The organism is Mycobacterium toneyamaense (genome assembly GCF_055384815.1).
In genome coordinates, this window is record NZ_AP040333.1 from 5,788,870 (window position 1) to 5,815,362 (window position 26,493).

29 protein-coding genes are annotated in these 26,493 nt (G+C 69.1%); 15 read left to right on the forward strand and 14 right to left on the reverse strand.

The window, feature by feature from the left end; all coding sequences use genetic code 11:
- Window positions 1–106: 106 nt before the first annotated feature.
- Entirely contained in the window at window positions 107–1,723 is a 1,617-nt protein-coding gene (locus tag ACZ5IQ_RS27875) for an N-acetylmuramoyl-L-alanine amidase (RefSeq protein WP_212807544.1), read from the forward strand.
- A 10-nt stretch (window positions 1,724–1,733) separates the two neighbouring features.
- Here the strand turns inward: ACZ5IQ_RS27875 and ACZ5IQ_RS27880 are convergent, their stop codons facing one another.
- From ACZ5IQ_RS27880 to ACZ5IQ_RS27890, 3 genes are read right to left on the reverse strand one after another with little or no spacing between them, the layout of a single operon-like run.
- A complete protein-coding gene (locus ACZ5IQ_RS27880) occupies window positions 1,734–2,546 on the reverse strand; it encodes an HAD family hydrolase (protein ID WP_212807546.1) in 813 nt (270 codons plus the stop codon).
- Window positions 2,546–3,283 (reverse strand): lysophospholipid acyltransferase family protein, encoded by a 738-nt coding sequence (locus ACZ5IQ_RS27885; protein ID WP_212807548.1) that lies wholly within the window; start codon window positions 3,281–3,283, stop codon window positions 2,546–2,548. The genes ACZ5IQ_RS27880 and ACZ5IQ_RS27885 overlap by 1 nt, the downstream gene beginning before the upstream one ends.
- 4 nt (window positions 3,284–3,287) lie before the next feature.
- Window positions 3,288–4,061, reverse strand: coding sequence for a lysophospholipid acyltransferase family protein (locus tag ACZ5IQ_RS27890; protein ID WP_212807550.1), 774 nt, complete (start codon window positions 4,059–4,061; stop codon window positions 3,288–3,290).
- Between the two features lie 52 nt (window positions 4,062–4,113).
- Between ACZ5IQ_RS27890 and ACZ5IQ_RS27895 the strand changes: the two genes are divergently transcribed.
- The 3 genes from ACZ5IQ_RS27895 to ACZ5IQ_RS27905 are packed head-to-tail and all read left to right on the forward strand — an operon-like array spanning window position 4,114 to window position 6,760.
- Window positions 4,114–4,791 carry an aminoglycoside 3'-phosphotransferase gene (locus ACZ5IQ_RS27895; RefSeq protein ID WP_212807552.1) on the forward strand — a complete coding sequence of 226 codons (678 nt, stop codon included), beginning with the start codon at window positions 4,114–4,116 and terminating at the stop codon, window positions 4,789–4,791.
- 38 nt (window positions 4,792–4,829) lie between these two features.
- The gene (locus ACZ5IQ_RS27900; RefSeq protein WP_212807554.1) at window positions 4,830–6,392 is read left to right on the forward strand and encodes a Rieske 2Fe-2S domain-containing protein; all 1,563 of its coding nucleotides are present in this window, start codon (window positions 4,830–4,832) and stop codon (window positions 6,390–6,392) included.
- Window positions 6,389–6,760 (forward strand): hypothetical protein, encoded by a 372-nt coding sequence (locus ACZ5IQ_RS27905; protein WP_212807556.1) that lies wholly within the window; start codon window positions 6,389–6,391, stop codon window positions 6,758–6,760. The genes ACZ5IQ_RS27900 and ACZ5IQ_RS27905 overlap by 4 nt, the downstream gene beginning before the upstream one ends.
- Before the next feature lie 14 nt (window positions 6,761–6,774).
- Here ACZ5IQ_RS27905 and ACZ5IQ_RS27910 read toward each other — a convergent pair whose 3' ends face one another.
- A complete protein-coding gene (locus ACZ5IQ_RS27910; RefSeq protein ID WP_244872731.1) occupies window positions 6,775–7,023 on the reverse strand; it encodes a hypothetical protein in 249 nt (82 codons plus the stop codon).
- A gap of 69 nt (window positions 7,024–7,092) precedes the next feature.
- Window positions 7,093–7,902, reverse strand: coding sequence for a DUF5718 family protein (locus ACZ5IQ_RS27915; RefSeq protein WP_212807558.1), 810 nt, complete (start codon window positions 7,900–7,902; stop codon window positions 7,093–7,095).
- Between the two features lie 105 nt (window positions 7,903–8,007).
- Here ACZ5IQ_RS27915 and ACZ5IQ_RS27920 point away from each other — a divergent pair, with 105 nt between their 5' ends.
- On the forward strand, window positions 8,008–8,733 hold the full coding sequence (locus tag ACZ5IQ_RS27920) for a hemerythrin domain-containing protein (protein WP_212807559.1): 726 nt from the start codon (window positions 8,008–8,010) through the stop codon (window positions 8,731–8,733).
- Here the strand turns inward: ACZ5IQ_RS27920 and ACZ5IQ_RS27925 are convergent.
- Both ACZ5IQ_RS27925 and serS read right to left on the reverse strand, forming a co-directional pair.
- Window positions 8,730–12,044 (reverse strand): BTAD domain-containing putative transcriptional regulator, encoded by a 3,315-nt coding sequence (locus ACZ5IQ_RS27925; RefSeq protein ID WP_212807561.1) that lies wholly within the window; start codon window positions 12,042–12,044, stop codon window positions 8,730–8,732. The genes ACZ5IQ_RS27920 and ACZ5IQ_RS27925 overlap by 4 nt on opposite strands.
- 22 nt (window positions 12,045–12,066) lie before the next feature.
- Complete coding sequence (gene serS / locus ACZ5IQ_RS27930; RefSeq protein WP_212807563.1) at window positions 12,067–13,323, reverse strand: serine--tRNA ligase; 1,257 nt, start codon at window positions 13,321–13,323, stop codon at window positions 12,067–12,069.
- A gap of 122 nt (window positions 13,324–13,445) precedes the next feature.
- Here serS and ACZ5IQ_RS27935 point away from each other — a divergent pair, with 122 nt between their 5' ends.
- From ACZ5IQ_RS27935 to ACZ5IQ_RS27945, 3 genes are read left to right on the forward strand one after another with little or no spacing between them, the layout of a single operon-like run.
- Window positions 13,446–14,921 carry a septum formation family protein gene (locus ACZ5IQ_RS27935; protein ID WP_212807565.1) on the forward strand — a complete coding sequence of 492 codons (1,476 nt, stop codon included), beginning with the start codon at window positions 13,446–13,448 and terminating at the stop codon, window positions 14,919–14,921.
- Between the two features lie 2 nt (window positions 14,922–14,923).
- Window positions 14,924–15,274, forward strand: a complete 351-nt coding sequence (locus ACZ5IQ_RS27940) for a metallopeptidase family protein (protein WP_212807567.1) — start codon at window positions 14,924–14,926, stop codon at window positions 15,272–15,274.
- A gap of 49 nt (window positions 15,275–15,323) precedes the next feature.
- On the forward strand, window positions 15,324–15,521 hold the full coding sequence (locus tag ACZ5IQ_RS27945) for a hypothetical protein (protein WP_212807569.1): 198 nt from the start codon (window positions 15,324–15,326) through the stop codon (window positions 15,519–15,521).
- Here ACZ5IQ_RS27945 and ACZ5IQ_RS27950 read toward each other — a convergent pair whose 3' ends face one another.
- Both ACZ5IQ_RS27950 and pheA read right to left on the reverse strand, forming a co-directional pair.
- Window positions 15,522–16,196, reverse strand: a complete 675-nt coding sequence (locus ACZ5IQ_RS27950) for a histidine phosphatase family protein (protein ID WP_212807571.1) — start codon at window positions 16,194–16,196, stop codon at window positions 15,522–15,524. It abuts the gene before it with no gap.
- Window positions 16,193–17,098 (reverse strand): prephenate dehydratase, encoded by a 906-nt coding sequence (gene pheA, locus ACZ5IQ_RS27955; protein WP_212807573.1) that lies wholly within the window; start codon window positions 17,096–17,098, stop codon window positions 16,193–16,195. Before pheA ends, ACZ5IQ_RS27950 begins: the two co-directional genes overlap by 4 nt.
- Window positions 17,099–17,219: 121 nt before the next feature.
- On the opposite strand from pheA, the gene ACZ5IQ_RS27960 reads away from it, so the two are divergent.
- The 3 genes from ACZ5IQ_RS27960 to ACZ5IQ_RS27970 all read left to right on the forward strand — a co-directional run bounded on the left by ACZ5IQ_RS27960 (window position 17,220) and on the right by ACZ5IQ_RS27970 (window position 19,593).
- The gene (locus ACZ5IQ_RS27960) at window positions 17,220–18,023 is read left to right on the forward strand and encodes a DUF2470 domain-containing protein (RefSeq protein WP_212807575.1); all 804 of its coding nucleotides are present in this window, start codon (window positions 17,220–17,222) and stop codon (window positions 18,021–18,023) included.
- Between the two features lie 91 nt (window positions 18,024–18,114).
- Complete coding sequence (locus ACZ5IQ_RS27965; RefSeq protein ID WP_212807576.1) at window positions 18,115–18,882, forward strand: CPBP family intramembrane glutamic endopeptidase; 768 nt, start codon at window positions 18,115–18,117, stop codon at window positions 18,880–18,882.
- A 162-nt stretch (window positions 18,883–19,044) separates the two neighbouring features.
- Window positions 19,045–19,593 (forward strand): ferritin, encoded by a 549-nt coding sequence (locus ACZ5IQ_RS27970; protein WP_212807577.1) that lies wholly within the window; start codon window positions 19,045–19,047, stop codon window positions 19,591–19,593.
- Window positions 19,594–19,603: 10 nt separating this feature from the next.
- Here the strand turns inward: ACZ5IQ_RS27970 and ACZ5IQ_RS27975 are convergent, their stop codons facing one another.
- The 3 genes from ACZ5IQ_RS27975 to ACZ5IQ_RS27985 are packed head-to-tail and all read right to left on the reverse strand — an operon-like array spanning window position 19,604 to window position 21,820.
- Complete coding sequence (locus ACZ5IQ_RS27975) at window positions 19,604–20,464, reverse strand: glycerophosphodiester phosphodiesterase (protein WP_212807579.1); 861 nt, start codon at window positions 20,462–20,464, stop codon at window positions 19,604–19,606.
- 4 nt (window positions 20,465–20,468) lie between these two features.
- Complete coding sequence (locus tag ACZ5IQ_RS27980; protein WP_244872730.1) at window positions 20,469–21,416, reverse strand: DUF4328 domain-containing protein; 948 nt, start codon at window positions 21,414–21,416, stop codon at window positions 20,469–20,471.
- A gap of 59 nt (window positions 21,417–21,475) precedes the next feature.
- Window positions 21,476–21,820: a rhodanese-like domain-containing protein gene (locus ACZ5IQ_RS27985; RefSeq protein ID WP_212807583.1), complete on the reverse strand. Its 345-nt coding sequence runs from the start codon at window positions 21,818–21,820 to the stop codon at window positions 21,476–21,478.
- A gap of 395 nt (window positions 21,821–22,215) precedes the next feature.
- On the opposite strand from ACZ5IQ_RS27985, the gene ACZ5IQ_RS27990 reads away from it, so the two are divergent.
- From ACZ5IQ_RS27990 to ACZ5IQ_RS28005, 4 genes are all read left to right on the forward strand, one after another.
- A complete protein-coding gene (locus tag ACZ5IQ_RS27990) occupies window positions 22,216–22,371 on the forward strand; it encodes a hypothetical protein (RefSeq protein ID WP_212807585.1) in 156 nt (51 codons plus the stop codon).
- A gap of 144 nt (window positions 22,372–22,515) precedes the next feature.
- Complete coding sequence (locus tag ACZ5IQ_RS27995; RefSeq protein WP_212807586.1) at window positions 22,516–23,139, forward strand: superoxide dismutase; 624 nt, start codon at window positions 22,516–22,518, stop codon at window positions 23,137–23,139.
- A gap of 219 nt (window positions 23,140–23,358) precedes the next feature.
- Complete coding sequence (locus ACZ5IQ_RS28000; RefSeq protein WP_212807587.1) at window positions 23,359–23,889, forward strand: peptidase; 531 nt, start codon at window positions 23,359–23,361, stop codon at window positions 23,887–23,889.
- 447 nt (window positions 23,890–24,336) lie between these two features.
- Window positions 24,337–24,735, forward strand: coding sequence for a helix-turn-helix domain-containing protein (locus ACZ5IQ_RS28005; RefSeq protein ID WP_212807588.1), 399 nt, complete (start codon window positions 24,337–24,339; stop codon window positions 24,733–24,735).
- A 48-nt stretch (window positions 24,736–24,783) separates the two neighbouring features.
- Here the strand turns inward: ACZ5IQ_RS28005 and ACZ5IQ_RS28010 are convergent, their stop codons facing one another.
- The gene (locus tag ACZ5IQ_RS28010) at window positions 24,784–25,950 is read right to left on the reverse strand and encodes a hypothetical protein (protein ID WP_212807589.1); all 1,167 of its coding nucleotides are present in this window, start codon (window positions 25,948–25,950) and stop codon (window positions 24,784–24,786) included.
- The gene (locus tag ACZ5IQ_RS28015; protein ID WP_212807594.1) at window positions 25,947–26,438 is read right to left on the reverse strand and encodes an ImmA/IrrE family metallo-endopeptidase; all 492 of its coding nucleotides are present in this window, start codon (window positions 26,436–26,438) and stop codon (window positions 25,947–25,949) included. Before ACZ5IQ_RS28015 ends, ACZ5IQ_RS28010 begins: the two co-directional genes overlap by 4 nt.
- Window positions 26,439–26,493: the final 55 nt, after the last annotated feature.

Genomic DNA, 26,493 nt, shown 5'->3' on the forward strand with positions numbered 1-26,493 from the left:
GCCACAAGGCTCTGCGGTGCCGTTGCGGCGTCTTGCAGAGAATTGACAGCCCAGTAATCCGTGTCGAAACACGGGTAACACCTGACACATACGTAACATTCGCGCTGTGCCGCGCCGTCGTCCCGCACCGTCAATACTGTTGTCCGCCCTGGCGGCGACCGTCGTGATGGTGCCGCTGGCCGTCAGCGGCATCCCCGGCATCCCCGGCCTGACCGACGACAAACCGTCCGCACCCGAGCTCCACACGCAGCCACTGGCCGGCGTCGGCGGCGGACAGACCGTCCGGGAAATTCACCAGGACACGCCCTTCTCCCTGGTCGCCCTCACGGCGTCGGACTTCACCGGAACCTCGGCGCGCGTGCGCGCCCAGAAGGCCGACGGAACCTGGGGCCCCTGGTACGAGGTCGAGGCGCCCGACGGCGTCGGGGAAGCGCATGCCACCACGCGCGGCACCGAACCCGTGTTCGTCGGCCGCACCAACACCGTCCAGATCGCGGTGACCCGGCCCGCCGAAGCCGCCGCCACGCCGCCGGCCGGCGACCGGCCGCAGGGCCCCGGCCTGGGATACCGCCCGGTCGACGTCGAAAAGCCGTTGGGCCCCAGCATGAAAGCGGTGCTCATCAGCCCGCCGGAGGCACCCGCGGACGTGCAGTTCCAGCCGACCGCGGTGTCGGCGCCCAACCAGCCGCCCAACATCATCAGCCGCGCCCAGTGGGGCGCCAACGAGAGCGTCCGCTGCGGACAACCGGTCTACGACCCGGGCGTGCGCGCGGCCATCGTGCACCACACCGCAGGCAGCAACGACTACGCGCCCGAGGATTCCGCGGGCATCGTCCGGTCGATCTACGAGTACCACACCCGCGAATTGGGTTGGTGCGACATCGCTTACAACGCCCTGGTCGACAAGTACGGACAGGTCTTCGAGGGCCGGTTCGGCGGCATGACGCGACCCGTGGAGGGCTCGCACACCGGTGGCTTCAACGTCGACACCTGGGGCGTGGCCATGCTCGGTGACTTCGACGCCGTGCCCCCGACGCCGTTGCAGCTCAAGATGACCGGCCGGCTCATCGGCTGGCGGCTGAGCCTGGACCACGTCAACCCCCTCGGCAGCGTGGTGCTGACGTCGGGTGGCGGCTCGTTCACCCACTTCCCCGCCGGCGCGACGCCGACGCTGCCGACGATCTTCACCCACCGCGATGTCGGCAACACCGACTGCCCGGGTAACGCCGCCTATGCCGCCATGGGCGAATTGCGGGACATCGCAGCCTCTTTCACCGCGCCGCCCGGCGCCCTGAGCGCGATGGACATGCTGCGCGGCGGCGCCATCTTCGACAAGTGGCAGGCGATGGGCGGGGCGTCCGGCCCTCTCGGTGTCGCCACCTCACCGGAGGCCGCGGCCGACGGTCACACCCGCTACGCGACCTTCGACCACGGCGCCATGTACTGGTCGCCGAACACCGGCGCCCAGCCGCTCACCGGAGCGCTGTACGACGCCTGGGGCGCACTGGGTTTCGAACGCGGCGCCCTCGGGCTGCCCACCAGCGGCGAGATCGCCGAACCCCAGTGGATCGTGCAGAACTTCCAGCACGGCACCCTCAACTTCGACCGCGAGAACGGCACCGTGACGCGCGTCATCGACGGTGTCCCACAAGAACTTCCGCCGCCGCCGAAGCAGGAGCCGGTGCAGCTCGAGCGGTTCAGCCGGATCGAGATGCAGAGCTAGCGGGCTCGGACTAGAGCCACCAGCGTTCGAGGACCCGGGCCACCCCGTCGTCACTGTTGGTCGTGGTGACCTCGTCGGCGGCCGCCAGGGCCTCCGGATGCGCATTGCCCATCGCCACGCCCAGCCCGGCCCAGGTCAGCATCGGGATGTCGTTGGGCATGTCGCCGAACGTCACGACGTCCTCGGCGGTGAGGCCCAACGGCCGGATGATCTCGGCGACGCCCGTCGCCTTGCTGATGCCCAGCGGCACGACCTCGATCAGCCCGTTGTTGGTCGAATAGGTCAGGTCACCCGTGACGCCGACGTGCGGCGCCAGCGCCGCGGCCAGATCGGCGCTGTGCGCGCCGGCCTTGCGGATCAACAGCTTCACCGCCGGCACGCTGAGCATGTCCTCGACCGAGACCTCGGTGTTGTCCGGGTTGTGCCAGGCATGCTCGTAGCCGGGCGAACTCGCGAACTGCGGCATCGACTCGTCGAACGCGGTGCGGCCCACCCGTTCGACCGCCAGCCCGACGCCGGGGATCACCCGGGTGGCGATCTCGGCCAACTCGCCCAACGCATCCGGGCTCAGGGTGTGGGCCGAGACGATCCGGTCGGCCGCGGAGTCGTAGAGCACCGCGCCGTTGGCGCACACCGCCATCGGCGACAGTCCCAGGGCGTCGACCACCGGGGGAATCCAGCGTGGCGGCCGGCCGGTGGCGAGCACGAACTTCGCGCCGTTCGCGACGGCGGCCTGCACGGCGGCGCGCGTCCGCGGCGTCACCCGCTCATGGGTGTCGAGCAGCGTGCCGTCGACGTCGGTGGCAATCAGTGCGGGCAGCATCACCGGCCCCCAGCTGCCCGGCGGGCCCGCTCGGCCTTCTCCAGCACTTCGGCCTCCTCGGGCGTCGGGGCGCCGCCGCCCAATCGGCTCGGCACCCAGTATTCACCCGGCGGGTGCGGGTACTCCTCCTGGACGGCGTGCAACTGCTCGGTCATCGTCTGCTGCAACGTCGCCATCACCTGCGCGACAGGACCGCTCGCCTCGATCGGCGCACCCACCCGAACGATGACGGGAATCTTCTTGCGCCCCAGCCGCTTCGGGTGATCCTTGGTCCACATCCGGTGCACGCCCCAGACGATCACCGGGATGATCGGCACCTGCGCGTCGAGCGCCATCCGCGCCACGCCGGTCTTGAACTCCTTGAGCTCGAAACTGCGGCTGATCGTGGCCTCCGGGTACACCCCGACCAGTTCCCCGGCGCGCAGTCGCTCGACGGCGATGGGATATGCGTCGCCACCGGAGCTGCGGTCGACGGGGATGAGCCCGGCGCGCTTGACCAGGAAATTGCCCATCGGCACCTGCTGCACCTCGGCCTTGAGCATGAAGCGGACCCGGCGCCGCCGATGCGTGGCGGCCAACCCGGCCGGCAAGAAGTCGACGTACGCGGTGTGGTTGATCGCGATCACCGCACCGCCCGTATCCGGAATGTGTTCCAGCCCTTGGTAAGTGATCCGGGTTCCCGTGGCGGCGACGGCCGCCTTGGCGGCAATCTCGATGCCGCGGAAAACTGGCTCCATGGCGCTACTCCGGCGCCCCTTCCGCCTGCCGCGCCGCCCGACGCGCCGCTTTCTCGCGGGCTTCGTCGAGGTCCATCTGGTCGGCCTCGGCCAGCGTCGGCGCGCCGCCGCCCAGCCGGTGCGGCACCCAGAACTCGCCCGCGGGATGTTCGGGGTAGCGGTCCTGGACTTCCGACAGCAGGTGCTGCATGCGGGCGTGCAGCAGCGCCGTCAGCTCGGCGGCGGGCAGCGTCGGGTAGATGGGCTCACCGACGTGGATGAAGATGGGCACCTTGGGACGGCGCATGTTGCGCGGATGACCCTTGGTCCAGATCCGCTGGGCACCCCAGATGATGTGCGGGACGATCGGCACGTCGGCCTCGATGGCCATGCGGGCCGCGCCCGACTTGAACGCCTTGATCTCGAAGCTGCGGCTGATGGTGGCCTCGGGGTACACGCCGACAAGCTCGCCTGCCTTGAGCTGCTTGACCGCCTCGGCGTAGGAGTCCGCGCCGCTGCCGCGGTCGACGGGGATGTGGCGCATCTTGCGCATCAGCCAGCCGCCGTACTTGTTGTCGAAGACTTCCTTCTTCGCCATGAACCGCACCTTGCGGCCGCGCTTCTGCATGACGGCGGGCAGCCCGGCGAACGTGAAGTCGAAGTAGCTGGTGTGGTTGATCGCCACCACCGCGCCGCCACTGACCGGCAGGTTCTCCGCGCCCGTCACGGTGAAGGTCAGACCCTGCGCCCGCCACACCGTGCGCGCCAGCTTGATCACGGTGCCATATACCGGTTCCACGGGGATCAGCCTAGTGCGGACCGTCGGTACCGTGCGTGGAAAGGTCGGGTGGGTGACCTTCCCCAGCGGACCCGTACCTGTTCCCGACGTCGTCGACACCCTCGCCGCCGGCCGTCCCGTCACCGCGGTCTGGGAGAACGAACTCGGCGGCGTGACGTTCGCCATCGGCGCCGGCGCCGAGTACGTGAAGACCTATCCCGCCGAGCACGCGCCGCTGCTGACCGACGAGGCCGTCCGGCTGCGCTGGGCCGTCCGGTACATAGCCGTCCCGCGCGTGCTCGGCGCGGGACCGGGCTGGCTGCACACCGCGGGCCTGCCCGGCCGCTCCGCCGTCGACCCGCTGTGGTCCGACGATCCCGAGACCGCGGCCCGCGCGATCGGGGCCGGCCTGCGGGCCATGCACGACGCGCTGCCCGTCGCGGACTGCCCGTTCGGGCGGCCCTCCTGGGTCGTCGACGTCCCCGATCCGGACCGCCTCGTGGTCTGCCACGGTGACGCGTGCTCGCCGAACACCCTGATGAGCGACGACGGCGCGTTCGTCGGGCACGTCGACATCGGGGACCTCGGGGTGGCCGACCGGTGGGCCGACCTCGCGATCGCCACCATGTCCCTGGACTGGAACTACCCCGGCAACTACGAGGCCGCCCTGCTGGACGCCTACGGGGTGGCGCGGGACGACGAACGCATCGACTACTACCGCTCGCTCTGGGACGCTCCGGAATCCAGCTAGACTCGCTGGCGAACTCGTCACCGCCAAAAGGGGCATTTGTGCAGGTCACAAGCGTTGGACACGCCGGATTCCGGATCGATACCGCCGCGGGCAGCATTCTCTGCGACCCGTGGGTGAACCCTGCCTACTTCGCGTCGTGGTTCCCGTTCCCCGACAACAGCCGGCTGGACTGGGATGCGCTCGGCGACTGCGACTACCTGTACGTCAGCCACCTGCACAAGGACCACTTCGACCCGGAGCACCTGCGCGCGCACGTCAACAAGGACGCGACGGTGCTGCTGCCCGACTACCCGGTGCCGGACCTGCGTCGCGAGCTCGAGGCCCTGGGCTTCCACAAATTCTTCGAGACCACCGATTCGGTGAAGCACCGCGTCAGCGGGCCCAAGGGTGATCTGGACATCATGATCATCGCCCTGCGCGCCCCGGCCGACGGCCCGATCGGCGACTCGGGCCTCGTGGTGTCCGACGGCGAGACCGTCGCGTTCAACATGAACGACGCCCGCCCGATCGATCTGGACATGGTGGCCACCGAGTTCGGTGACGTCGACGTGCACATGCTGCAGTACTCGGGCGCCATCTGGTACCCCATGGTCTACGACATGCCGGCCCGGGCCAAGGAGGCCTTCGGCACCCAGAAGCGGCAGCGCCAGATGGACCGCTGTCGCCAGTACATCGCGCAGGTCGGCGCCACCTGGGTGGTGCCGTCGGCCGGGCCGCCATGCTTCCTGGATCCCGAATTGCGTTGGCTGAACGACGATCACGACGATCCGGCCAACATCTTCCCCGACCAGGCGGTGTTCCTGGACCAGCTGCGCAGCCACGGCCACAACGGTGGGCTGCTGATGATCCCGGGCACCGTGGCGACGTTCACCGGGTCGGCGCTCGACTCGCTTGTGCACCCCATTCCGGACGCCGAGGCCGAGGCGATCTTCACCACCGGCAAGGCCGCCTACATCGAGGCCTACGCGCAGCGCATGGCGCCCGTGCTGGCTGCCGAAAAGGCTTCCTGGGCACCGGCTTCCGGCGATTCGCTGCTGGAGCCACTGCGCGCCAAGTTCGAACCGATCATGGTGCAGAGCGACCAGATCTGCGACGGCATCGGCTATCCGGTTGAATTGAGGATCGGCACTGGGGTCGAATCTCAGACCGTGGTCCTGGACTTCCCGAAACGGGCTGTGCGGGAGGCGATTCCGGACGAGAAGTTCCGCTACGGCTTCGGTATCGCACCCGAGCTGGTGCGCACCGTGCTGCGCGACGACGAGCCGGACTGGGTCAACACCATCTTCCTGTCCACCCGGTTCCAGGCGTGGCGGGTCGGCGGCTACAACGAGTACCTGTACACGTTCTTCAAGTGCCTGACCGACGAGCGCATCGCCTACGCCGACGGCTGGTTCGCCGAGGCGCACGACACCTCGGCGTCCATCGAGCTGGGCGGCTACGAAATTCAGCGCCGGTGCCCGCACCTGAAGGCCGACCTGTCGAAGTTCGGGATCGTCGAGGGCAACACACTGACCTGCAATCTGCACGGCTGGCAGTGGAACCTGGACAACGGCCGCTGCCTGACCTCCAAGGGTCATGAGTTGCGGAGCGCCAAGCGGTGACGAGCGCCCAGTCCGGCGCTCGCCCGGACGCGCATTACGACGACGGCCAGATCTTCCTGGACCGGCAGGCGATCACGTTGCGCCGCTACCACTTTCCGTCGGGCACGTCGAAGATCATCCCACTCAGCGCGGTCCGTGGCTACAAGGCCGAGTCGCTCGGCTTCATCATGGACCGGTTCCTGATCTGGGGCGGCACCGACCCGCGCCGCTGGTTGCCGCTGGACATCTGGCGGCCCATCAAGTCGACGCTGGTGACCCTCGACGTCGTCGGCACCACCCCGGCGCCGGCGTGTACCCCGTTGCGGCCCAAAGAGTTTCTGGCCACGCTCGACGAGTTACTGGGAGAGCAGGCCGCTCGCCGACAGTGACCAAATGGCGGCTGCTACCACCTGGTGCCGTCGAGCCCGGGAATCACGCACCGCCCGTCCGCAGCGACGCGGCCGATGAGCATGCCGTCGTAGCCGGTACACGACGAGTTGAGCGGCTCGCAGGTGTTGATGGACGTGATCACCTTGTCCTGGCCGCACGGGGTGCCCGGCGCGGGTGGATCGGCGGCGGCCACAGCAGCGCTGAAGCCCAACGCGAGCATCACCGTGGACGCGAGGACGAGAGAGCGGGTCGAGTCGAACATCATGGACACCTCCGGCCGATGGCCCCGACGTGCACCAATGCTACGCCGAAACCGGCGATGTGACCCCGGCTAATTCGCGGTCCGCACCGTCTGCAGCAACTCCGAGACGTCGTCCGAGGCGGTGTCGTACACGCGCACGATCGCCCGGTCGCCCGTCTTGAGGTAGGTGGACTCGCCCAGCTCGGTGTAGCGCGTCGCGCCGATGCCGACGAGCAGCTTCCTTGGGTGACCGCTGGCCACCATCAGGGCGCCGACATCCTCCAAAGGTGTGTCGTCCGAACCCTTCTGGTTCGCCAGCCGGTCCACGATCCAGTCCAGCAGCTGTGTCCCGTAGTACGAGTAGCCCAGCAGCGGGCTGTCCTGGCCGTACGCCTGCTCGACGCCGCTGCCGTCGTCCAGGAAGCTCGCCAGCCGCAGCGACGACGTCGGACCGTCGGGGCTCAGGTCGTCGATGGCGAAGAACTGCGGGGCCACCCCCTTGGACGCCGGACCCCAGTTCTTCTTGTGGCTGATCTTCGGCGCGTTGGGCCGGCGAATGGAGCAGTCGTTGAACGCGCCCAGCGCGAACGGCCGCAGCCCGACCACCCGGTCGCCCGACCACGACACCTCGCACGCCAGCCCGACCTCGGGCTCGATCTGCAGGTTCAGCGGGGTGTCACTGACCGGCAGCTGCACCGCGTCGGTGGACAGCGGGAACTCGCCGAGGAACGTGTCGCTGCCCGGCGCGTACCACGGAAAAATGCCCTTGGGTGCCCCGCCCTCGGACCGGACATTGACGAAATCGACTGCCTCCCCGGCCTGTTCGAGGTGCCCGGCGAAATTGCCCGCCACCCCGAAGCCGAACCAGCCACGCATGTCGTCCAGGTCGAGATCGATCATGGCTGCCACCCTACTGCGGCCGTGACCAGCACCGACAAGCCACAACCAAGTCGCGCTTAAGTCACGGGCACCACGCTGTGCGCAACCGATCACGAGGAGTCTGCTGTGCCCACCTCCGTCCCCGCCGTCAGCGTCGCACCCCGCCAGGCCGGCGAGCCCAAGCCCGACCTGCTGGGCATCAGGCTGGCGCACCGCGCCATGCTCGTCGACCTGGTCCGGCTCACCGAGCTGGCCAAGGCCGTGCGCGACCGCGACGTCATCTGCACGCCCGCCCGGGCCCGCGCCATCTCGCAGTACATCGAGATGCTGTGCGACTCGATCCATCACCACCACAGCACCGAGGACACGGTGCTGTGGCCAGTGATCCAGGCCAGCGTCGGCGCTCACCTCGACCTGAGCGAACTCACCGACGACCACGCCGCGCTGGACCCGCGCCTCGATCAGCTGCGGGCGCGCGCCGCGGCGTTCCGGCTGTCCAACGGTGACCGCAAGGTCGCGTTCCTCATGGCGTTCGAACTGGCCGAACTCACCGCGCTGCTGACCGAACACATCAACGACGAAGAATTCGACCTGTTCCCGCTGATCACCGAGCACGTATCGGTGGACGACTGGGAGGACGTGGAGGCAGCCGCCCGCGCCGGCAGCCGGATGTCGTTCGACGGCCCGCGTTCACTGGCCGTGATGACCGACGACGAGCGCGCCTCGATGGCGGGCAAGTTGAGCATCGGGTTGCGGGCGTTTCTGGCGGTCCTGATGTTCCGGCACCGGCGCGTCGTGCGCACCGTCTTCGGCGACCTCGCGGAGAGCCGGTACGAGGCCCTGGCCGGCTAGTCGATGAAACTCAACGCCTCGGCGGCGAGCCGGGACCGCAGCGCGTCGGCGGCCTTGCGGTAGGCGCGGGCCTCGTCGGGCCGGCCCAGCGCATCGGCGGCCGCGGCCAGCGCGTCGTCGACGGGCCCGACCATGAGCCCGTCGACTCCGAGCCCGGCGATGCTGCCGGAGTAGCGCTCGAGTTCGGCGGCCCGGGCCCGCACCTCGTCGAGGTCACCCATTGCGACCGCGGCATTGACGCGCAGCACGGTGAACGGCACCCAGAAATAGGCCCGCTCGATCGGTTTGCGGTCCGGCCACAGCGCCCGGGCCTCGGCCTCGCGGCCCCGCGCGACCAGCGCCAGCACCGCCGCGTCCAACGCGGCGACCGAAATCTCGCGGTAGAAGAACACCAGCTCGTCGGCCAGGGTGCCCAGGTCGCCGAGACAGAACTCCCCAGTCACCCGGCCGACCATCGCCAGCTTGGCGCCGTTGGCAGCGCCGTTTTCGGCCATCCGCGCGGCCAGGTCGGTGTAGGCGCTCACCGCCTCCTCCAACCGGCCGGCGAGCAGGTACATCCGGGCCTGGAACAGCCCCAGCACGCCGAGCAGATGGACCAGCTGGCCGGTGCTCGCGCGCGCCACCGCGAGGTCGACGTGACGCTTCGCCGTCGCCAGGTCGGACCGGTTGCCGGCGGCCAGCGACAGCAGCCAGTGCGCCACCGCCTGGTAGTCGGCCTGCTCGGCGGCCTCCGCGGTCTGCAGCAGTTCGGCGGCGAGCACGTCGCGCTCGCCGTCCAGGTCGGGGCCGAGGGCGCAGAAGGCGTGCACGTTGAGCGCGGTGCACAGCAGGCGGCCCGCTCCGGGATCGTCGGCGTACACCTGCCGCGCCAGCGCGAGCATCTCGGTGCTGGCGGCCAGCGCACCCTCCGGGTCGTTGCCCTCCAGCTCGACATAAAGCGCCTTGAGCAGCCGGATGCGGTCCGCCGCAGAGACGTCGCCGGCCAGCACGTGCCGCAGCAGCCCGATCATCTGACCGTCGGATTCGTCGTACTCGCGGTCGCGCCACACCAGCGGGGTGTCCCACGCCGTGAGGATGCGCACCACCAGATCGTCACGCGACCGGCCCGAGACCAGCTGCAGCGCACATTTCATCTCACTGCGCGCCGTGACGGCGTCGCCGGACTGCGCTAGCGCGGCGATCAGGCCGCAGCGGACCTCGATGTCCTGGTCCAGCATCGCCACGCTCGGCGCCAGCTGCCGGCTGGCGGCCAGTTCGAGCATCTGGACCGCGGCGCGCCACTGCCGGGCGGCTTCGGCATGCGCCCCGACCGAACCCGCGTCCCGAGCAGCGGCGGTGGCGAAATCGGCTGCCGCCGAAGCGGTTTCCGCGGTCGCAGACGCGACGGCGTGGTGGGCCAGCGCGGCCGGATCGACCGAGCGACCAGGCGCGCGCAGCAGCTCGAGCGCCGCGGCATGCAACCGCGACCGCCGCAGTTTCGAGGTGTCCTCATACAGGGTGTCGCGGACCAGCCCGTGCGCGAACTGCAGCCGGCCGGGCGTCGGTTCGTCGAGCAGGCCCAGCAGCACGGCCGGTTCCAGCGCGTCGAGCAGATCGTCGGGGTCACTGCGGCCCAGTTCGGCCAGCAGGTCGACATCGATGTCGCGGCCCAGCACGGCCGCTTGACGCAGCGCGGTGACCGTCGGGCCGGGCAGCCGGGCCAGCCGGCGCCGCAGCACATCGCGCACGCCGACCGGCACCGACGCCCACACCGCGTCGGGCCCCTCGGCGGCCATCAGCCGGGCCAGTTCCCGCACGAACAGCGGGTTGCCGCCGGTGCGTTCGCGCAGCAGGCGCAGCGCCTCGCCACTGGTCGTCAGTCCGCAGTCGGCGGCGACGGCGGCCGTGGCCGCGGCGTCCAGCCCGCCGAGAATCAGGTGCGCCGACGTGTGCACCGTCAGCGCCGCCCGCGCCACCTCGAGTTCGCCGCGATCCTCCGACGGGCGGTACGTCGCGATGACCAGGACGCGACGGTCCTGGGTGCGGTCGGCGACGAGCCGCAGCAGCTCCAGCGTCAGGCCGTCGGTGCGGTGCAGGTCGTCGAGGACGACGGCCAGCGGCTGCTGCTCGGCGACGGCGCTCAGAGCGTCGGCGACCGCCTGCCCGAGCCAGAACGTGCCCTGCTCGGCCGCGGCGCGGTCGTGCAGCAGCGGGGCCAGCGCCTGCCGGTCCTGATCCGTCGCATCGCCCAGCTCCCGGAGCACCTCGGTCCACGCCCAGCCCGCGGGCGCGCCGTGGACCTCCTGGCACCGGCCGTGCACGGTCCGCCAGCCTGCCGCGCGCAACCGGGCCGCGGCGGCCGCGGCCAGCGTGGTCTTGCCGGAGCCCGCCTCGCCGCCGATCCACAGCACCGCACTGACACCGGCGGCGACGCTGCGTGCCGCGGCGTCGATGGCTGCGAGCTCCTCGGCCCGGCCGTACGCGACGAGGCCCGCCGGTTCGCGCGGCGCCGCGTCCGGGACCTCCGGCGCCGTCGCCCGGACCGGCGCGGGCCGCGACGGTTCCAGATGGTCGGCCTGCCGCAGGATGTCGCGCTCGAGATCGCGCAGCGCGCGGCCGGGCTCCAGGCCCAGCTCGTCGATCAGGTGCTCGCGGGTGCGCCGCAGTACCTCGAGCGCGTCGGCCTGCCGACCGGTGCGGTACAGGGCGGTCGCCAGGACTGCGGCCGCGCCTTCGCGTCCCGGATGCGCGGCGACGTGTCCTTCCAGCGCCGCGACCGCGGTGCCGTACCGACCGAGCTCGACATGCGCGGCGGCATGGCTTTCCACCGCGGCCGACCGGAGTTCGGTCAGCCGTGCCACCTCCGGCACCGCCCACAAGGCGTCACCGGCCCCCGCGAACGGCTCACCGGCCCAGCCCGCCAGCGCCTCGTCGAGCAGCTGGGCGCGCCGCCGTGGGTCTGATTCATCTTGCGCCGCAGTCACTTTCGCTTCGAAGTACCAGGCGTCGACGGCGTCGTCCGGCAGCCGCAGGCAGTATCCGGGCGCGGCGCTGACGAGGATGCGGGCCGGTGCCCGGCGCTGGCGATCAGGCTCCAGGACGCGGCGCAGATGCGAGACGTAGACCTGCAGCGCCGACAGTGCCTTGGGCGGCGGTTCGCCTTCCCACAGGTCGTGGATGAGCCGGTCGACGGACACCGTGTGCCCGCGGGCCGCCACCAGCCGGGCGAGCAGCGCCCGCTGCATGCGCGCGCCCAGGTCCACCGGATCGGTACCGACCCAGGCCCGTACCGGGCCGAGCACCGTCACCCGCACCGGTTGTGCCACCGTCATGCCCCCGCCGACGTGGTTTCTTCTACTTGGGCTGTAACACCGAGGTGCCGACGTACGGCACCAACGCCTCGGGCACCCGGACACTGCCGTCGGGCTGCTGGTGGTTCTCCAGGATCGCGACCAGCCAGCGCGTCGTGGCGAGCGTGCCGTTGAGGGTCGCCGCCGTCTGCGGCTTGCCGTTCTCGTCGCGGTAACGCGTGGACAGGCGCCGGGCCTGGAATGTGGTGCAGTTCGAGGTCGACGTCAGCTCGCGGTAGGCCTGCTGCGTCGGCACCCAGGCCTCGCAGTCGTACTTGCGGGCCGCCGACGAACCGAGATCGCCTGCGGCGACGTCGATCACACGGTAGGGCACCTCGATCATGGCGAGCATCTGGCGCTGCCAGGCGAGCAGCTTCTGGTGCTCGGCCTCGGCGTCCTCGGGCTTGCAGTAGATGAAGGCCTCGACCTTGTCGAACTGGTGCACGCGGATGATGCCGCGGGTGTCCTTGCCGTAGCTGCCGGCCTCGCGGCGGAAGCACGACGACCAGCCGGCGTACCGCAGCGGACCCTCGGACAGGTCCAGGATTTCGTCGGAGTGGTAGCCGGCCAGCGGCACCTCCGAGGTGCCGACGAGGTACAGGTCGTCGGCCTCGAGACGGTAGATCTCGTCGGCGTGGGCGCCGAGGAATCCGGTGCCGCGCATGACTTCCGGCCGCACCAGCACCGGCGGGATCATCAGGGTGAACCCGTTCTCGGTGGCCAGCCGGACGGCCAGCTGCAGCAGACCGAGCTGCAGCAGGGCGCCCTGGCCGGTGAGGAAGTAGAACCGCGAGCCCGACACCTTGGCGCCGCGCTCCATGTCCAGCAGGCCGAGGGCCTCGCCCAGTTCGAGGTGGTCCTTGGGGTTCTCGATCTCCGTCGGCGTACCGACGACATCCAGCACCTCGAAGTCGCTCTCGCCGCCCGCGGGCACGCCGTCGATGATGACGTTGCCGATCGCCAGGTGTGCGGCGGTGAACGCCTCTTCGGCCGCGACCTGTCGGGCCTCGATGTCCTTGATCGCCGCGGACAGTTCCTTGGCCTTCTCCAGCAGCGCGGGCCGCTCTTCCGGCGAGGCCGCGCCGACGAGCTTGCTCGCCGCCTTCTGGTTGGCGCGTGCGGTGTCTGCCTCGGCGATGGCGGCGCGCCGGGCCGCGTCAGCGTCGAGCAGCGCATCCACGAGGCCGGGGTCTTCGCCACGGGACCGTTGCGATGCCCGTACCCGGTCCGGATCTTCGCGGAGCAACTTGAGGTCGATCACGGGCGTCAGACTACTTTTGTCGCCGCGGCCGTGGAATGTCGAGGGCCTCTAGCGGGGCCCGGGCACAACCACATAACAGTACAACTGCAACTCTTGTCACACGTCCTACGGCGGCTGTCACAATGGAACCGATGTTGGACGCACCCCCGGCAGTCGAACAGGGCCTGGACACGCCCCCAGACGCGCCGAAGACGACGACCACCTGGCGGCAGCGCATGCATGGCATGCATGCCACCGGGACGCAGCGCGCGCTCGTCCTCACCGCGCTCGGCGGACTGCTCATCGCCGGTGTCCTCACCGTCATGCCGGACGGCTCGCTCGGTCCGACCGGACTCGGCTTCAACACGGGCCGCGTCAACGCCGGCCGTGTCAGTGACACCCTCGACCACGCCAAGCCCGGTGAGTGCTTGAACTGGCCGGATCGCTCGCCCGACGCCGTCGAGATCGTCGACTGCAAGAACGAACACCGCTTCGAGGTCGCCGAGTCCCTGGACATGCGGACGTTCCCGGGCAGTGAATACGGCCCCGATGCCGCGCCGCCGTCCGACGCCCGGATCAAACAGATCAGCCAGGAGCAGTGCCAGAACGCGGCGCGCGACTACCTCGGCCCGCGCTACGACCCCAACGGCAAGTTCGCGGTCAGCCTGGTCTGGTCCGGCGACAAGGCCTGGAAATCCAAGGGCCAGCGCCGCATGCTGTGCGGCCTGCAGCTGCTCGGCCCGAACAGCCAGCAGCTGGCCTACAAGGGCAAGGTCGCGGACGTCGACCAGTCCAAGGTGTGGCCGGCCGGCACCTGCCTCGGCATCGACCCGGCGACCAACCAGCCCATCGACATTCCGGTCGACTGCTCGGCGCCGCACGCCATGGAGGTCACCGGCGCGGTCAACCTGGCCGACAAGTACCACGACGTCATGCCGGCCGAACCCGACCAGCTGGCGTACATCAAGGACAACTGCACCAAGGCCACCGACGAGTACCTGGCCCCGGTGCAGCTGCGTGCCACCACACTGACGCTGATCTACAGTTCCATCGCGCTGCCCAGCTGGACCGCCGGCAGCCGGCAGGTGTCCTGCAGCATCGGTTCGTCGCTCGGAAACGGCGGCTGGTCGACGCTGGTCAACAGCGCCAAGGGACCGCTGCTGATCAACGGGCAGTCGCCCGTCGCACCGCCGGCCATCCCGGAGGAACGGCTGAACCTCCCGCCGATCCCGGTCGTCGAGCCGCCGGTGGACACGTCGTCGCAGAGCTCGTCGTCGTCCTCGTCGTCGTCCTCGTCGCAGGGTTCGCAGTCCGGCTCCTCCAGCCAGTCGAGCCAGAACCAGCGCGACCAGCAGACGTCGCAGTCGCCGCAGGGCAACCAGCACATGCCCGGCCAGACCGACACCTCCAACCAGCACGGCAACACCACCCCCGGCGGCCCTCAGCAGCAGCAGGGCAACACATTCCTCAACGGCCCGCCGCCCGCGCCGGCGCCGCCGCCCGGATTCGGCGCGCCGCTGGACGGACCGCCGCTCGAGGAGGCACCCGCACCGGCGCCGGCCGGACCCGTGGGTGGGGGCGCACCCCCCGGACCGGTGGTGCCCGCGCCCGCGCCGTAGCCATGCCTGTCCGTATGGGGCAGCAGCGGTTCGAGGAGCTGGTGTCCGACGCGCTCGACCTGATCCCGCCCCGGCTCGCCGCGGCGCTCGACAACGTCGTGGTGCTGGTGCAGCCGCGGAACCCCGACGATCCCGGCATCCTGGGCCTGTACGAGGGCGTCGCGCTCACCGAACGCGATTCCTTCTATGCCGGCGCGCTGCCCGACACCATCACGATCTACCGCGACGCCCTGCTCGACATGTGCGACTCCGAGGAGGAGGTCGTCGACGAGGTGGCCATCACGGTGATCCACGAGATCGCCCACCACTTCGGCATCGACGACGAGCGGCTGCACGAGTTGGGCTGGGGCTGAGCCGCGCGGCACCGCGGTTTTGTCGGACCGCGGTGCTACAACAGAGGTCATGAGCACCACCTGCCGCAATTGCGTGGATGGGCTGGCGCACTGCCACGGCACGGTCATCGTGCACGTGGGCCTGCCGGCCGAATGTACCGACGAGATGTGCGCGCTACCCGAATCCGAGCACACCCTGCGCATCGACTGCGACGTGGTCGGGTGTGGCTGCGCAGAACCCGCGATGGGTCTGCGCGCCACCGGATAGTCAGGCCATCGGGTCGGGCGCCGGCGGCGCTTCGGGGTCGTGCCCCGGGTAGAACGGCGGCGTCTTCGCACCCCACTGCACGCAGCTCCACCGGCCGTCGGTGATCGGGCTGAGCACCACGCATTCGGCGTTGAGCAGGTGATGCTCCAACGCGAAATCGGCGTCCACACCGGCCAAGTGGGCGGCCACCAGCCGGATCGCGGCACCATGGCTCACCACCACGATGTCCCCGACCCAGTCGTGATCGTCGAGGCTGCGCACGCGCAGGTTCGTCAGCACCGGCACGTACCGATCCAGCACCTCGCGGCCGGTCTCGCCACCCGGCATGGCGACATCCAGCTTGCCGCGCTGCCAGTCCTCGTAGATGGCGTCGAACTGCTCGATGGCGGCCGCGTCACTGCGGTCTTCCAGATCACCGACCTGCACCTCGTGGATCCCGTGCGCCTCGACCGGATCGAGGCCCAGCCCGTCTGCGATCTCGGCGGCGGTCTGCTGGGCGCGAGCCGCGACCGAATGCACGACGAGGCCGACGGGGTGCGCCCAGTCGATCCCGAAATCGCGAGCCTGCTGCCGGCCGAGTTGGGTCAGCGCCGCTCCCGGCGGCCGGGTGTCCAGCCGCTTGGCGACGTTCGCCTCCGACTGCCCGTGCCGCACCAGAACCAAACGGCCACTCATCCGCGTTGCCCCTCTCTCAACCCCGCCAACCACTGCGCTGCCTCATCGGTGACCGGCGGCGCCGCGCCGGCAGCCACTCCGGTCGGCCACGACCCCAGGTACCGCACGTCGGCCACCCGGCGGTGCAGCGCCTTGAGCGCCTCGGCGACCGGCGCGTCGTCGATATGTCCGACACAATCCAGGAAAAAGATATACGTGCCCAATTCCGTTCTGGTGGGCCGAGATTCGATGCGCGTCAGATCGATGTCCCGGATCGAGAACTCCGTCATCGCGGAGACCAGGGCACCCGGTTCGTTGCGCAACCGCAGCACGACGGATGTCCGGTCGGCGCCGGTGCGCGGCGGCGGCGGACCCGGACGGCCGACGAGCACGAAGCGCGTTCTGGCGTTGGGCTCGTCGACCACACCGTCGGCCAGCGAGTCCAGTTCCCACCGCGCGGCCGCGAGCGCGGTACTGACACCGGCGTCCACCAGACCTTCGGAAACCTGCTGCGCCGCACCGGCATTGGAGATCGCGGGCACCAGGGTGGCGTGCGGCAGCCGGTCTGCCAGCCAGCGGCGCACCTGGGCCGCGGCCACCGGGAACGCCGCGATGGTCGACACCGCAGCGGCGGTGACCCCCGGCCGGACGACGATGCTGAACGCGACGTCGAGCGTGTGCTCGGCGAAAATCTGCACTCCGCTGCCCGACGACAGGCTGTCCATGGTCGGCAGCACCGAGCCCTCGATGGAGTTCTCGATCGGCACGCACGCGTAGTCGGCGTCCCCCGCCCGGACGGCCTCCACGGCCGCGCTCGAGCTGTCACAGGCGACCGGTTCGAAATCCGGGTCGCCGGCGACCAACTGCAACATGGCCGCTTCAGTGAAGGTGCCTTGCGGCCCGAGATAGGCGATGCGTGCCACGCCGCAACCCTACTGGCTGCCGGTCGGCCGACGCCCGCGACGCGGGCCTTTCGATAGGCCTTGCGCCAACACCCCGCGATAGTTAACTTAGGCTTACCTCACTTACCAGCGAAGGCGGGACATGCGCGACCTCACGACGACAATCGCAGCACCGACCACGGCCGAACGTGTCCGCAGCGCGTGCGCCCGGGCCGCCGACGCGACCCTGGCCGCCGACGGCGTCACACCGACGACCACGCCCGTGCATCACCTGCTGGCCGACGGCTCCGTCGCCCTGACCGTGCCGGCCGCGGGCCTGCTCGCCGCCACCGTCACGGCCGCCGGGGCCGTTGGCGTCGCCGCCATGCTGGAGCTGACCGACCTCGCTGCCCTGCCGCTGCGCGAACGGGTCCGCTCCCTCGTCTGGTTTCGCGGACGTCTCCACGATGTGCCGTCCGCCCGCGTCCCGGCCATGCTCGACCTGATCGCCTCCGAGCACCCGCACCCGGCATTGCTGCAGGTCAACACCGGCTCCGGGGCCGGTGACACCGACACGCCCTACACGCTGGTCCGCCTCGAGATCGAGTCCGTCGTGGTGGCCGACGCCACCGGCGCCGAGTCGGTGCCCGTCGGCGCGCTCCTGGAAGCCCGCCCCGACCCGTTCTGCGCCATGGAGTCGCACTGGGTGCAGCACATGGAGAGCGCGCACCGCGACATGGTCGACCGGCTCGCCAGCCGGCTGCCGGTGACGCTGCGCCACGGCCACGTGCGCCCGCTGGGTCTGGACCGCTACGGCGTCCAGCTGCGCATCGAACGCGAAGACGGCGACCATGACGTCCGGCTGCCGTTCACCAAGCCCGTCGACGACGTCACCGGCCTGAGCCGAGCCATCCGCACCCTGATGGGCTGCCCGTTCCTCAACGGGCTCCGCGCGCGCAAGATCTGAGGGCGTCGATTAGCCGCTTGCGCGAAGAGCATCAGGACGATGAGCCGCTTGCGCGCCGAGCATTAGACAAGCGCCGGTTACCGTAGCTGCGATGACCGGGCCGCAGCAGGAACACACCGAACGTCGCGCGCTGCGCCTCGAGATCGCCGTGGTGCTGGCCGTGACGTTCGGCCTGTCGGCCTACACGGCCGTGGTCAGCCTGGCCGAGGCCGTCATCCTCGGCTTGTCGGGGCAGAAGGTCGCGCTCAACCGCCGTCGCTCCCCGATCGACTTCATCGACTTCCTGCTCAACCTCAGTCCCGTCATCACCCTGGTCGGCTGGGGCTTCCTGGCGCTGTACCTGTTGTGGCGCAGCGGCTTCCGGCCCGCGGCGATCGGTCTGGGCCGCTTCCGCTGGCGCCCCGATCTGCTGGGCGGTCTGGGCCTGGCCGCGCTGATCGGTCTGCCCGGACTCGGGCTGTACGTGGCCGGCCGGGCGCTGGGCATCGGCGTGGATGTCGTGCCGAGCACGCTCGGCGACACCTGGTGGCGGATTCCGGTGCTGCTGCTGATGGCGTTCGCGAACGCCTGGGCCGAAGAGATCATCGTCGTCGGGTTCCTGCTGACCCGGCTGCGCCAGTTGGACGTCTCGGCGACCAAGTCCCTCGTCCTGTCGGCTCTGCTGCGCGGCGCCTACCACCTGTATCAGGGTTTCGGCGCCGGACTCGGCAACATCGCGATGGGTCTGGTGTTCGGGTACACCTGGCGGCGCACCGGCCGGTTGTGGCCGTTGATCATCGGGCACGGCGTGATCGATGCGGTGGCGTTCGTGGGCTACGCGTTGGCCGCCCGCCATTTGGGCTGGCTGCACCCGGCGTAATTCCGGGCGAATTCCCCATCACGTCAGCCAAGCCTTACCTATTCGCATTCAGCAATTCGAATTAATGGATATTGCATACGTCACACCGGGTAAGGATATGCTTTCCTGAATTAGGTTGACCTTGCATGACAAGGCCATTTGACCTGCACTATCTTCACTTTCATGACCGACGCGACACGCCTCGAAACGAAATTCCACCAACTGCTCCAGGAACAGATTCGAAGCGAATTCGGCGCGTCTCAGCAATACATTGCGGTGGCCGTGTACTTCGATGGCGAAGACCTCCCCCAGCTCGCCAAGCACTTCTATGCGCAGGCCGTCGAAGAACGCAATCACGCCATGATGCTGGTGAAGTACCTGCTCGATCGCGACATCGACGTCGAGATCCCGGGCGTGGACCCGGTGCGCAACACCTTCGCCTCGCCGACCGATGCGCTCAAGCTCGCACTCACCCAGGAACGCGTCGTCACCGAGCAGATCAGCCGGCTGGCCAGCGTGGCCCGCGAAGAGGGCGACTACCTCGGCGAGCAGTTCATGCAGTGGTTCCTCAAGGAGCAGGTCGAAGAGGTCGCGACCATCACCACGCTGGTGAAGATCGCCGACCGCGCCGGCGAAAACCTGTTCAATCTCGAGGATTTCGTCGCCCGCGAACTGGCGGGCACCGGTGCTGCCGACCCGACCGCGCCCGCGGCCGCCGGCGGCAACCTCTAGGCGGTCAGGCCTAGGCGTCCTGCCCGGCGTCCTGGCCGGTGTCCCGGCCCGCGCCCGTCAACCCGTTCTGCAACCAGTCCTTGGTTCGGCCCGGGTGATTGGTGGCGACCCAGCCGACACCGAGATCCGCGCAGTAGCGCACGTCCTCGTAATGGTCGACGGTCCAGCAGTACAGCGCACGCCCATGCGCGGCGGCATGGTCGACCAGTTCGGGATGCTCACGCAGCGTGGTGATCGACGGGCCCACTGCCGTCGCACCGACCGTCGTCGCCGCGCTGCCGCCCAGGTATCGCGACGTCTCGCCGAGCAGCACGGTCGGCAGCATCGGTGCGGCCCGGCGAATCCGCCACACCGCCGCCGCCGAGAACGACATCACCACGGCGCGGGCGAGGTCGGCGGAGGCCGGCGCCGCGATGCCGTACCGGTGCAGCAGCGCGAGCACCTTGCTCTCGACGAGCGCGCCGTACCGCACGGGGTGCTTGGTCTCGATGAACAGCTTCACCGGCCGGCCCCAGTCCAGCGCCAGCCGGATCAGGTCGTCGAGGGTGAGCAGGCCGGCCGAACTCTGGCCGCCGTCGGCCCGGCTGGGATGCCATGCGCCGTAATCCAATTCGCGCAGCTGCGCGAGGCTCATCTCACTGACCAGCCCGGTGCCGTTGGACGTGCGGTCCACCTTGCGGTCGTGGACACACACCAGATGTCCGTCGCGGGTCAGCCGGACATCGCATTCGAGGCCGTCGGCGCCCTGGCTCAGCGCCAGTTCGTAGGCCGCCAGCGTGTGCTCGGGCCGCTCGGCCGATGCGCCACGGTGTGCCACCACGAAAGAGCTGTGGCGTGTGCCGTCCGTCCCGCCAGTGCCGTCCACGCCCATGGTCCTATGCTGCCGGTTCCTCCGCTGTGGGCTCAACCGGAACCGCCGATTGGGCACCTGATTCTTCGGCCTGCTCCGCGTCGACGACGACCCAGCGCTGTGCGGGTGCGTCGGCCTGCGTCCGTTCGAAGGCGTGATAGACGCGCAGGACCATCGCCAGCGACAGCATGCCCATCAGGTACGCGATGACCGTCACCTCGGTGCTGTCGGCGATGCCCTGCGGGTCCGTCGCGAACATGCCCACGATGGACCACGCGACGACCAGACCCGACACGGCCCAGATCGCCCACCAGATGCCGATCGGGCGGCGCAACGCATTCACGCGGTTCTCGGCCGTGGCCATCTCGGTGACGAACACCGGCGCGAGGAACATGTTGACCACCGGGACGAGGCAGCCGACCCACAGCACCCAGCGGCGGCGCGGCTCGGTGGTGCCGGCGCGGTGATAGGCCGCCGCGCGGCGGGCGATCAGCCAGTTGGTGAGCACGATCGCCGTCGCCAGCACCGCGAACAACGCGACGACGCCGGCCGCGACGCCGAGCCAGCTGCCGGCGAGGGCCACCCACGGGTTCAGCAGCACGGTGCGGTTGATCAGCAGCAGGACGTAGCGCACGACATGCATCAACGCCGCGGCGCCGAGCGCGATCATCGTGATGGCCGCGACCGTCTGCACCACAGCCGTCGACGGTCCGCGATGCGTCTGCTCCGGCGCGGCGGGCGGCCCCGGATCCTGGGCGAACTCTTCGGTCAGGCCCCAGCGCGGAATGTGGTCGTAATGCGGGGTCGGCCCCAACGGGGGCCGCTGCCGCCGTGGCTTAGGCGCAGGACCCGGCCGCACGGCAATCCACCGGTATCCGCGCGCCGACTTCGTCTGCCCGGCCGGCGCCTGCGCGTCGGGGGCCAGCAGCGGACCGCGGCAGCGCGGGCACCACTGACGCTGGCGATCACGCACGTTCCAACGCGTCGAGCACCGGGAACAGACCTGGATCACGGAACCAGCCTACGGGCCCGTCAGACGGCGCCGGGGGCGCCGTCGTCGGTGACGATCGCGCGACCTGCACCGGCCCACGCCAGCATCCCGCCGTTGACGTTGATCGGCTCGAACCCATTGCGCGCCAGGTAGTGCGAGACCTTCAGCGACCGGCCGCCGGCATGGCAGATGACGTACAGCGCGGCATCACCGTCGATCTCCCCCAGCCGGGCGGGCACCTCGCTCATCGGGATGTGCTGGGCCCCTGCGGCGTGGCCACGGGCCCACTCATCGTCTTCCCGCACGTCGAGCAGGACCGCGTCCGAGTCGAACGCGGTGGGCAACTGATCGACGTCGATCTGCGGCACGTGCACATCATCATCCATGCGTACATGCTGGCACGGGCGGGGCTCACGCCACCACAGCACGCCATGACAGCAATCGCAGAACTATCCACAGTTTCCACAGGTTCATCCACAGGGCGACGGGAGGCCCGCCGACGGCCTTACCGGCCACAGCGCGCCGAACGCATAATTGACTGGGGATAAACAAGGGGCCATTGGTCCCCGTTGATCAACAGGCCGACACGCGGCGTGAGCGAAAAAGCTTGCCGGGCTAAGTAAATCCGGGGCCGCAAATCCGGCCCGCCGCCGATGGGGCCCGATTTCCCCGTCCCGCCGGCAAACAGTTATGATCGGCGTCACAACATCGGGTTGTGACAATCCTCACTCCGCTCGAAATCGGGAACTCAGGGTTGTTCTGGCAGGTCAGGGAGTATGCAATGGCGGCACATCCGTTGCGTCCGGGTTCGGGCGCATCGCCCGAGTGGCAATCGGCGTTCCCGTCCCGCACACACAGCCAACTCGTCGCGTGTGTCCGCGCCGGAATCATCGCGCTGGTCCTGCTCGTCGTGCTCGTTCTGATCGTTCTGGTCTAAAGGCCCAACAGGCACCGATCCCACCCCTGTTCCGGGGGTGTCCTTGCGGTGCGCGCAGCGATGGAGCAATGTGGTCTGGGATCTGTGGACGAACCCCAACTAGGGTCGTTGATCCCGCACGCGATCATCTAAGGAAGGAATCCTGTGGCTGAGTACACCCTGCCGGACCTGGACTACGACTACGGCGCCCTGGAGCCGCACATCTCCGGTCAGATCAACGAGATCCACCACAGCAAGCACCACGCGGCCTACGTCAAGGGCGTCAATGACGCGGTGGCCAAACTCGAAGAGGCGCGGGCCGGCGACGACCACGCCGCGATCTTCCTGAACGAGAAGAACCTGGCCTTCCACCTCGGCGGCCACGTCAACCACTCGATCTGGTGGAAGAACCTGTCCCCCAACGGTGGCGACAAGCCGACCGGCGAGCTGGCCGCGGCCATCGACGACCAGTTCGGTTCGTTCGACAAGTTCCGCGCGCAGTTCACCGCGGCCGCCAACGGCCTGCAGGGCTCGGGCTGGGCGGTGCTCGGCTACGACAGCCTGGGCGGCCGTCTGCTGACCTTCCAGCTGTACGACCAGCAGGCCAACGTGCCGCTGGGCATCATCCCGCTGCTGCAGGTCGACATGTGGGAGCACGCCTTCTACCTGCAGTACAAGAACGTCAAGGCGGACTACGTCAAGGCTTTCTGGAACGTCGTCAACTGGGCCGACGTGCAGGAGCGCTTCGCCGCCGCCACGACCAAGACCAACGGTCTGATCTTCGGCTGATCTCACGCTTTCCGGTAACGGGGCGTCGCGCATGTGCGCGGCGCCCCGTTCTCGTTTACCACCGAAGCCCCCATCTCGCGAGCCGGCAGCCACATTCGGCCCACGTGACACTTCTGGCACTCGGGCCATCTTGCGTGCTAACGCGTCACTGCCGCACCCTGGAATCAGCGATCCACTGCCGTATCGACTGATTGCTGATCGAGGTACCGGAGGGCAGCCATGGAGAGGTCTGGGCAAGCCGTCGAGATTGCACCGTTCCATTCCGGCGGCGCGTTGAAGGGGTTCGTGGTGTCCGGCCGGTGGCCCGATTCCACCAAGGAATGGGCCCAGCTACTGATGGTCGCCGTCCGGGTCGCCTCGCTGCCCGGGTTGCTGGCAACCACCACCGTCTTCGGTACGCGCGAGGAACTGCCAGAACATCCACAGCCGGGCACCGTCGGCCTCGTCCTCGCGGAAGGGCCCGTTGTTGGCGAAGCAGCGGTGACACCGGGATACTTCGCCGACCATCAGCCGACGGCCCTGTTGATGCTCCACCCGCCCGCCGAGACGACACCCTCCCTACCGGAGTGCCACGGCGCCGCGTCGGGGTGCCTGCTGCTACCGGGACTGCCTTACCTGGGACTGGAACATCGCGCCGCGTGGGTCGAAGCCGAAGCCGACGGCACCATCACCTCGATGGTCAGCAGGGTCGGCGTCGATCCCATCAGCCACCCCGACACCGCCATTCTGGCGATGCTGCTTGCCGCTTGACCCTACAGTGGGTTAACAGCAAAGAGGTCGGGCAATTCGCCATGTCGCCGGCCGCCGGCCCAGGGCGCTCCCCATCCTGCTCACGCGGTTGCCACGTCCTGCCGCTCGGGTTAATCGTCGGTACGCTAATGGCAAACACTTCGGACGACACCGAGCGCCCGACACCCGGATTGCTGAATCATCCCCCGCCCGACAGCGATTGTGACGCGACGTGCAGCCGAGGTCCGGGCAAAATAGCACACGCGTCAAAATTTGCCTCATCAGGCCGTCGACCGGGGCCGGGATCCACCCCCAGAACCCCAGCTCGGAGCCCTTTGAGCCGACAAATTTGGTAGCTGGAGCGACTTTTCCGTGGTTTGCACTTGGTTCCCGGCGCAACTCTCGCTACGATAGTCAGCAAATAGTGACACTGACGCCTGCGGATATCGCTAAGTGGAGGAATAACCGATGAGCATGACGTTCGCCGCTCGGCTGAACCGGCTGTTTGACACCGTCTACCCGCCCGGACGCGGCCCCCACACATCTGCCGAGGTGATCGCCGCACTCAAGGCCGAGGGTGTGACCATGTCGGCCCCGTACCTGTCGCAGCTGCGTTCGGGCAACCGGACCAACCCGTCTGTCGCGACCATGGCTGCGCTTGCCAACTTCTTCCGGATCAAGCCGGCTTACTTCACCGACGACGAGTACTACGAGAAGCTCGACAAGGAGCTGACCTGGCTCGCCAACATGCGCGACGAGGGCATCCGCCGGATTGCCGCTCGTACGGTCGGCCTGTCCCCCGAAGCCAAGAAGGACCTCGCCAACAAGGTCGACGAGCTGCGTCGCCAGGAGAACCTCGACAGCTGAACTGGTTAGCCCGATCGGGCTCGACCACATTACGACCAGCGGATTCCGTTAATCCGCTGGTCGTACTGCTTTCACGCGACCGACAGACGCCTTCGCGGCGGTTCCGGGCGCATCCGCCTTACCCTGCCGATCCAGCTCGCGGTACTGCGCGGCAATCGCCAGAATCCACTCCCGATCCGAATACGTCGCGGGCTGCCTGAGCCAGCTCGGCCCCGGGAACTTCGTCCGCGAACCGCCCTTCGGACGGCTGCTACGCCCGTCGTAAATCCAGCTGGCCACCCGCCGCGCCTGCACATCCGGCGCCACGTCGACGCGTCCGGAGCCGGCGGCCTCACCGGCACCGTCCAGGACGGCGGTGGCCTCCAGGTACAGCGCATCGGAGATCAACGACATCTGCTCGGCCACCCGGAAGAGCAGCGGACCGCGGGGCCGCACACCGATGCCGATGTTCGGATGGCGGCGGCTCAACTCGGCGAGCAGCGGGGCGATGGTCCGCAGTTCGCGCCGCGCCCCGAACCAGTCCTCGACACTGGGCAGCAGCGAGCCGCTGGCCACCACCAGCATGGCGCAGCCGAGAATGGTCGCCGCCGCGCCGACACCGACCAGTTGCGTGCTGCCCACCGCCCGCAACAGGATGAAGGCGCTGGCCAGCACGATCAGCACGATGCCGACGCTGAAGACGAACAGGGCGCGGCCCCTTCGGGTGCGGTTGGAATTGCGCACCCCGGCCCACGCCACCAGCGTCAGCGCCAGCAACACGTACAACAACGGCAAGAGCCACGACAACGAGTTGCCGCCCGAACCCAGATTTCTGCGCAGGTACTCCTCGGGCGCCATCTCCGGCTGCTGCGGGGTCAGGAAGAACAGCACCAGGGTGAGCAACGCGATCGCCCCGGCGACGCCGTACTGGGCCAGGGCGATGCGGCGGATGACGAGCGGTTTACGACTCGACGATGCCGATGTGATCATCACGCAACTGCCTGCGGCACAAGCGATCAGCGCCACCTGGCTGAGCATGCTGGACACGTTCGGCCAATGCAGGATGGTGTCGAGCAGGAGCGTGAGCGGCTCCCAGTTCAGTGCCGCGACCAGGCCGAGGCTGCCCAGCGCAACGATCATCGCGGCACTGACGAGGGACTGTTTGTTGACCAGCGCCCAACCGATACGCAGGCCGGTCGCCAGGCCGAGCAGGCCGGCGATAACCCAGATGATCAACCAAACGCCTCGCCGAGACGGATCTGGACGATCGAGGAGCGGTCAGAAGGCAGCCGGCCCAGCCGGTGGATGAGCAACGCGGCGAAATCCTCGGCTTCCTGTTCGGCTTCCTCACCGGCCGGCCCCATACAGCCGGTCCGCTGATTCAGCATGTAGCCGATGAGATCGGAACTGGCCAGTTCCATGGTGTCGCGGGCGGCCTCGACGACGGACACGCCCTCATGACCCAGCACCAGGTGGCCGAGCTCGTGGGCGAGGGTTCGGTCACCGGCCGGCAGTCCCTTCTGCAAGAGGAACACGTCGCGGTCGTTGTACTGGCGCCACTGCCCACAGACGCCGGGCGGGAGGTCGGCCATGGTCACCTCGATCGGGCGGCCACGGTCCTCGCTGACTGCTTCGACGAGACGGGCAAGTGAGACCTCGCCACGTCGCGGGGCAAGATCCAGCACCGAATTGACTGCGCGTGTGACACGGCGGCTCGCGGGCATGCCGAACCCCCTTTCGCTGCGATTGGCACGGTTGCCATCAATTGTGCCGCAGACC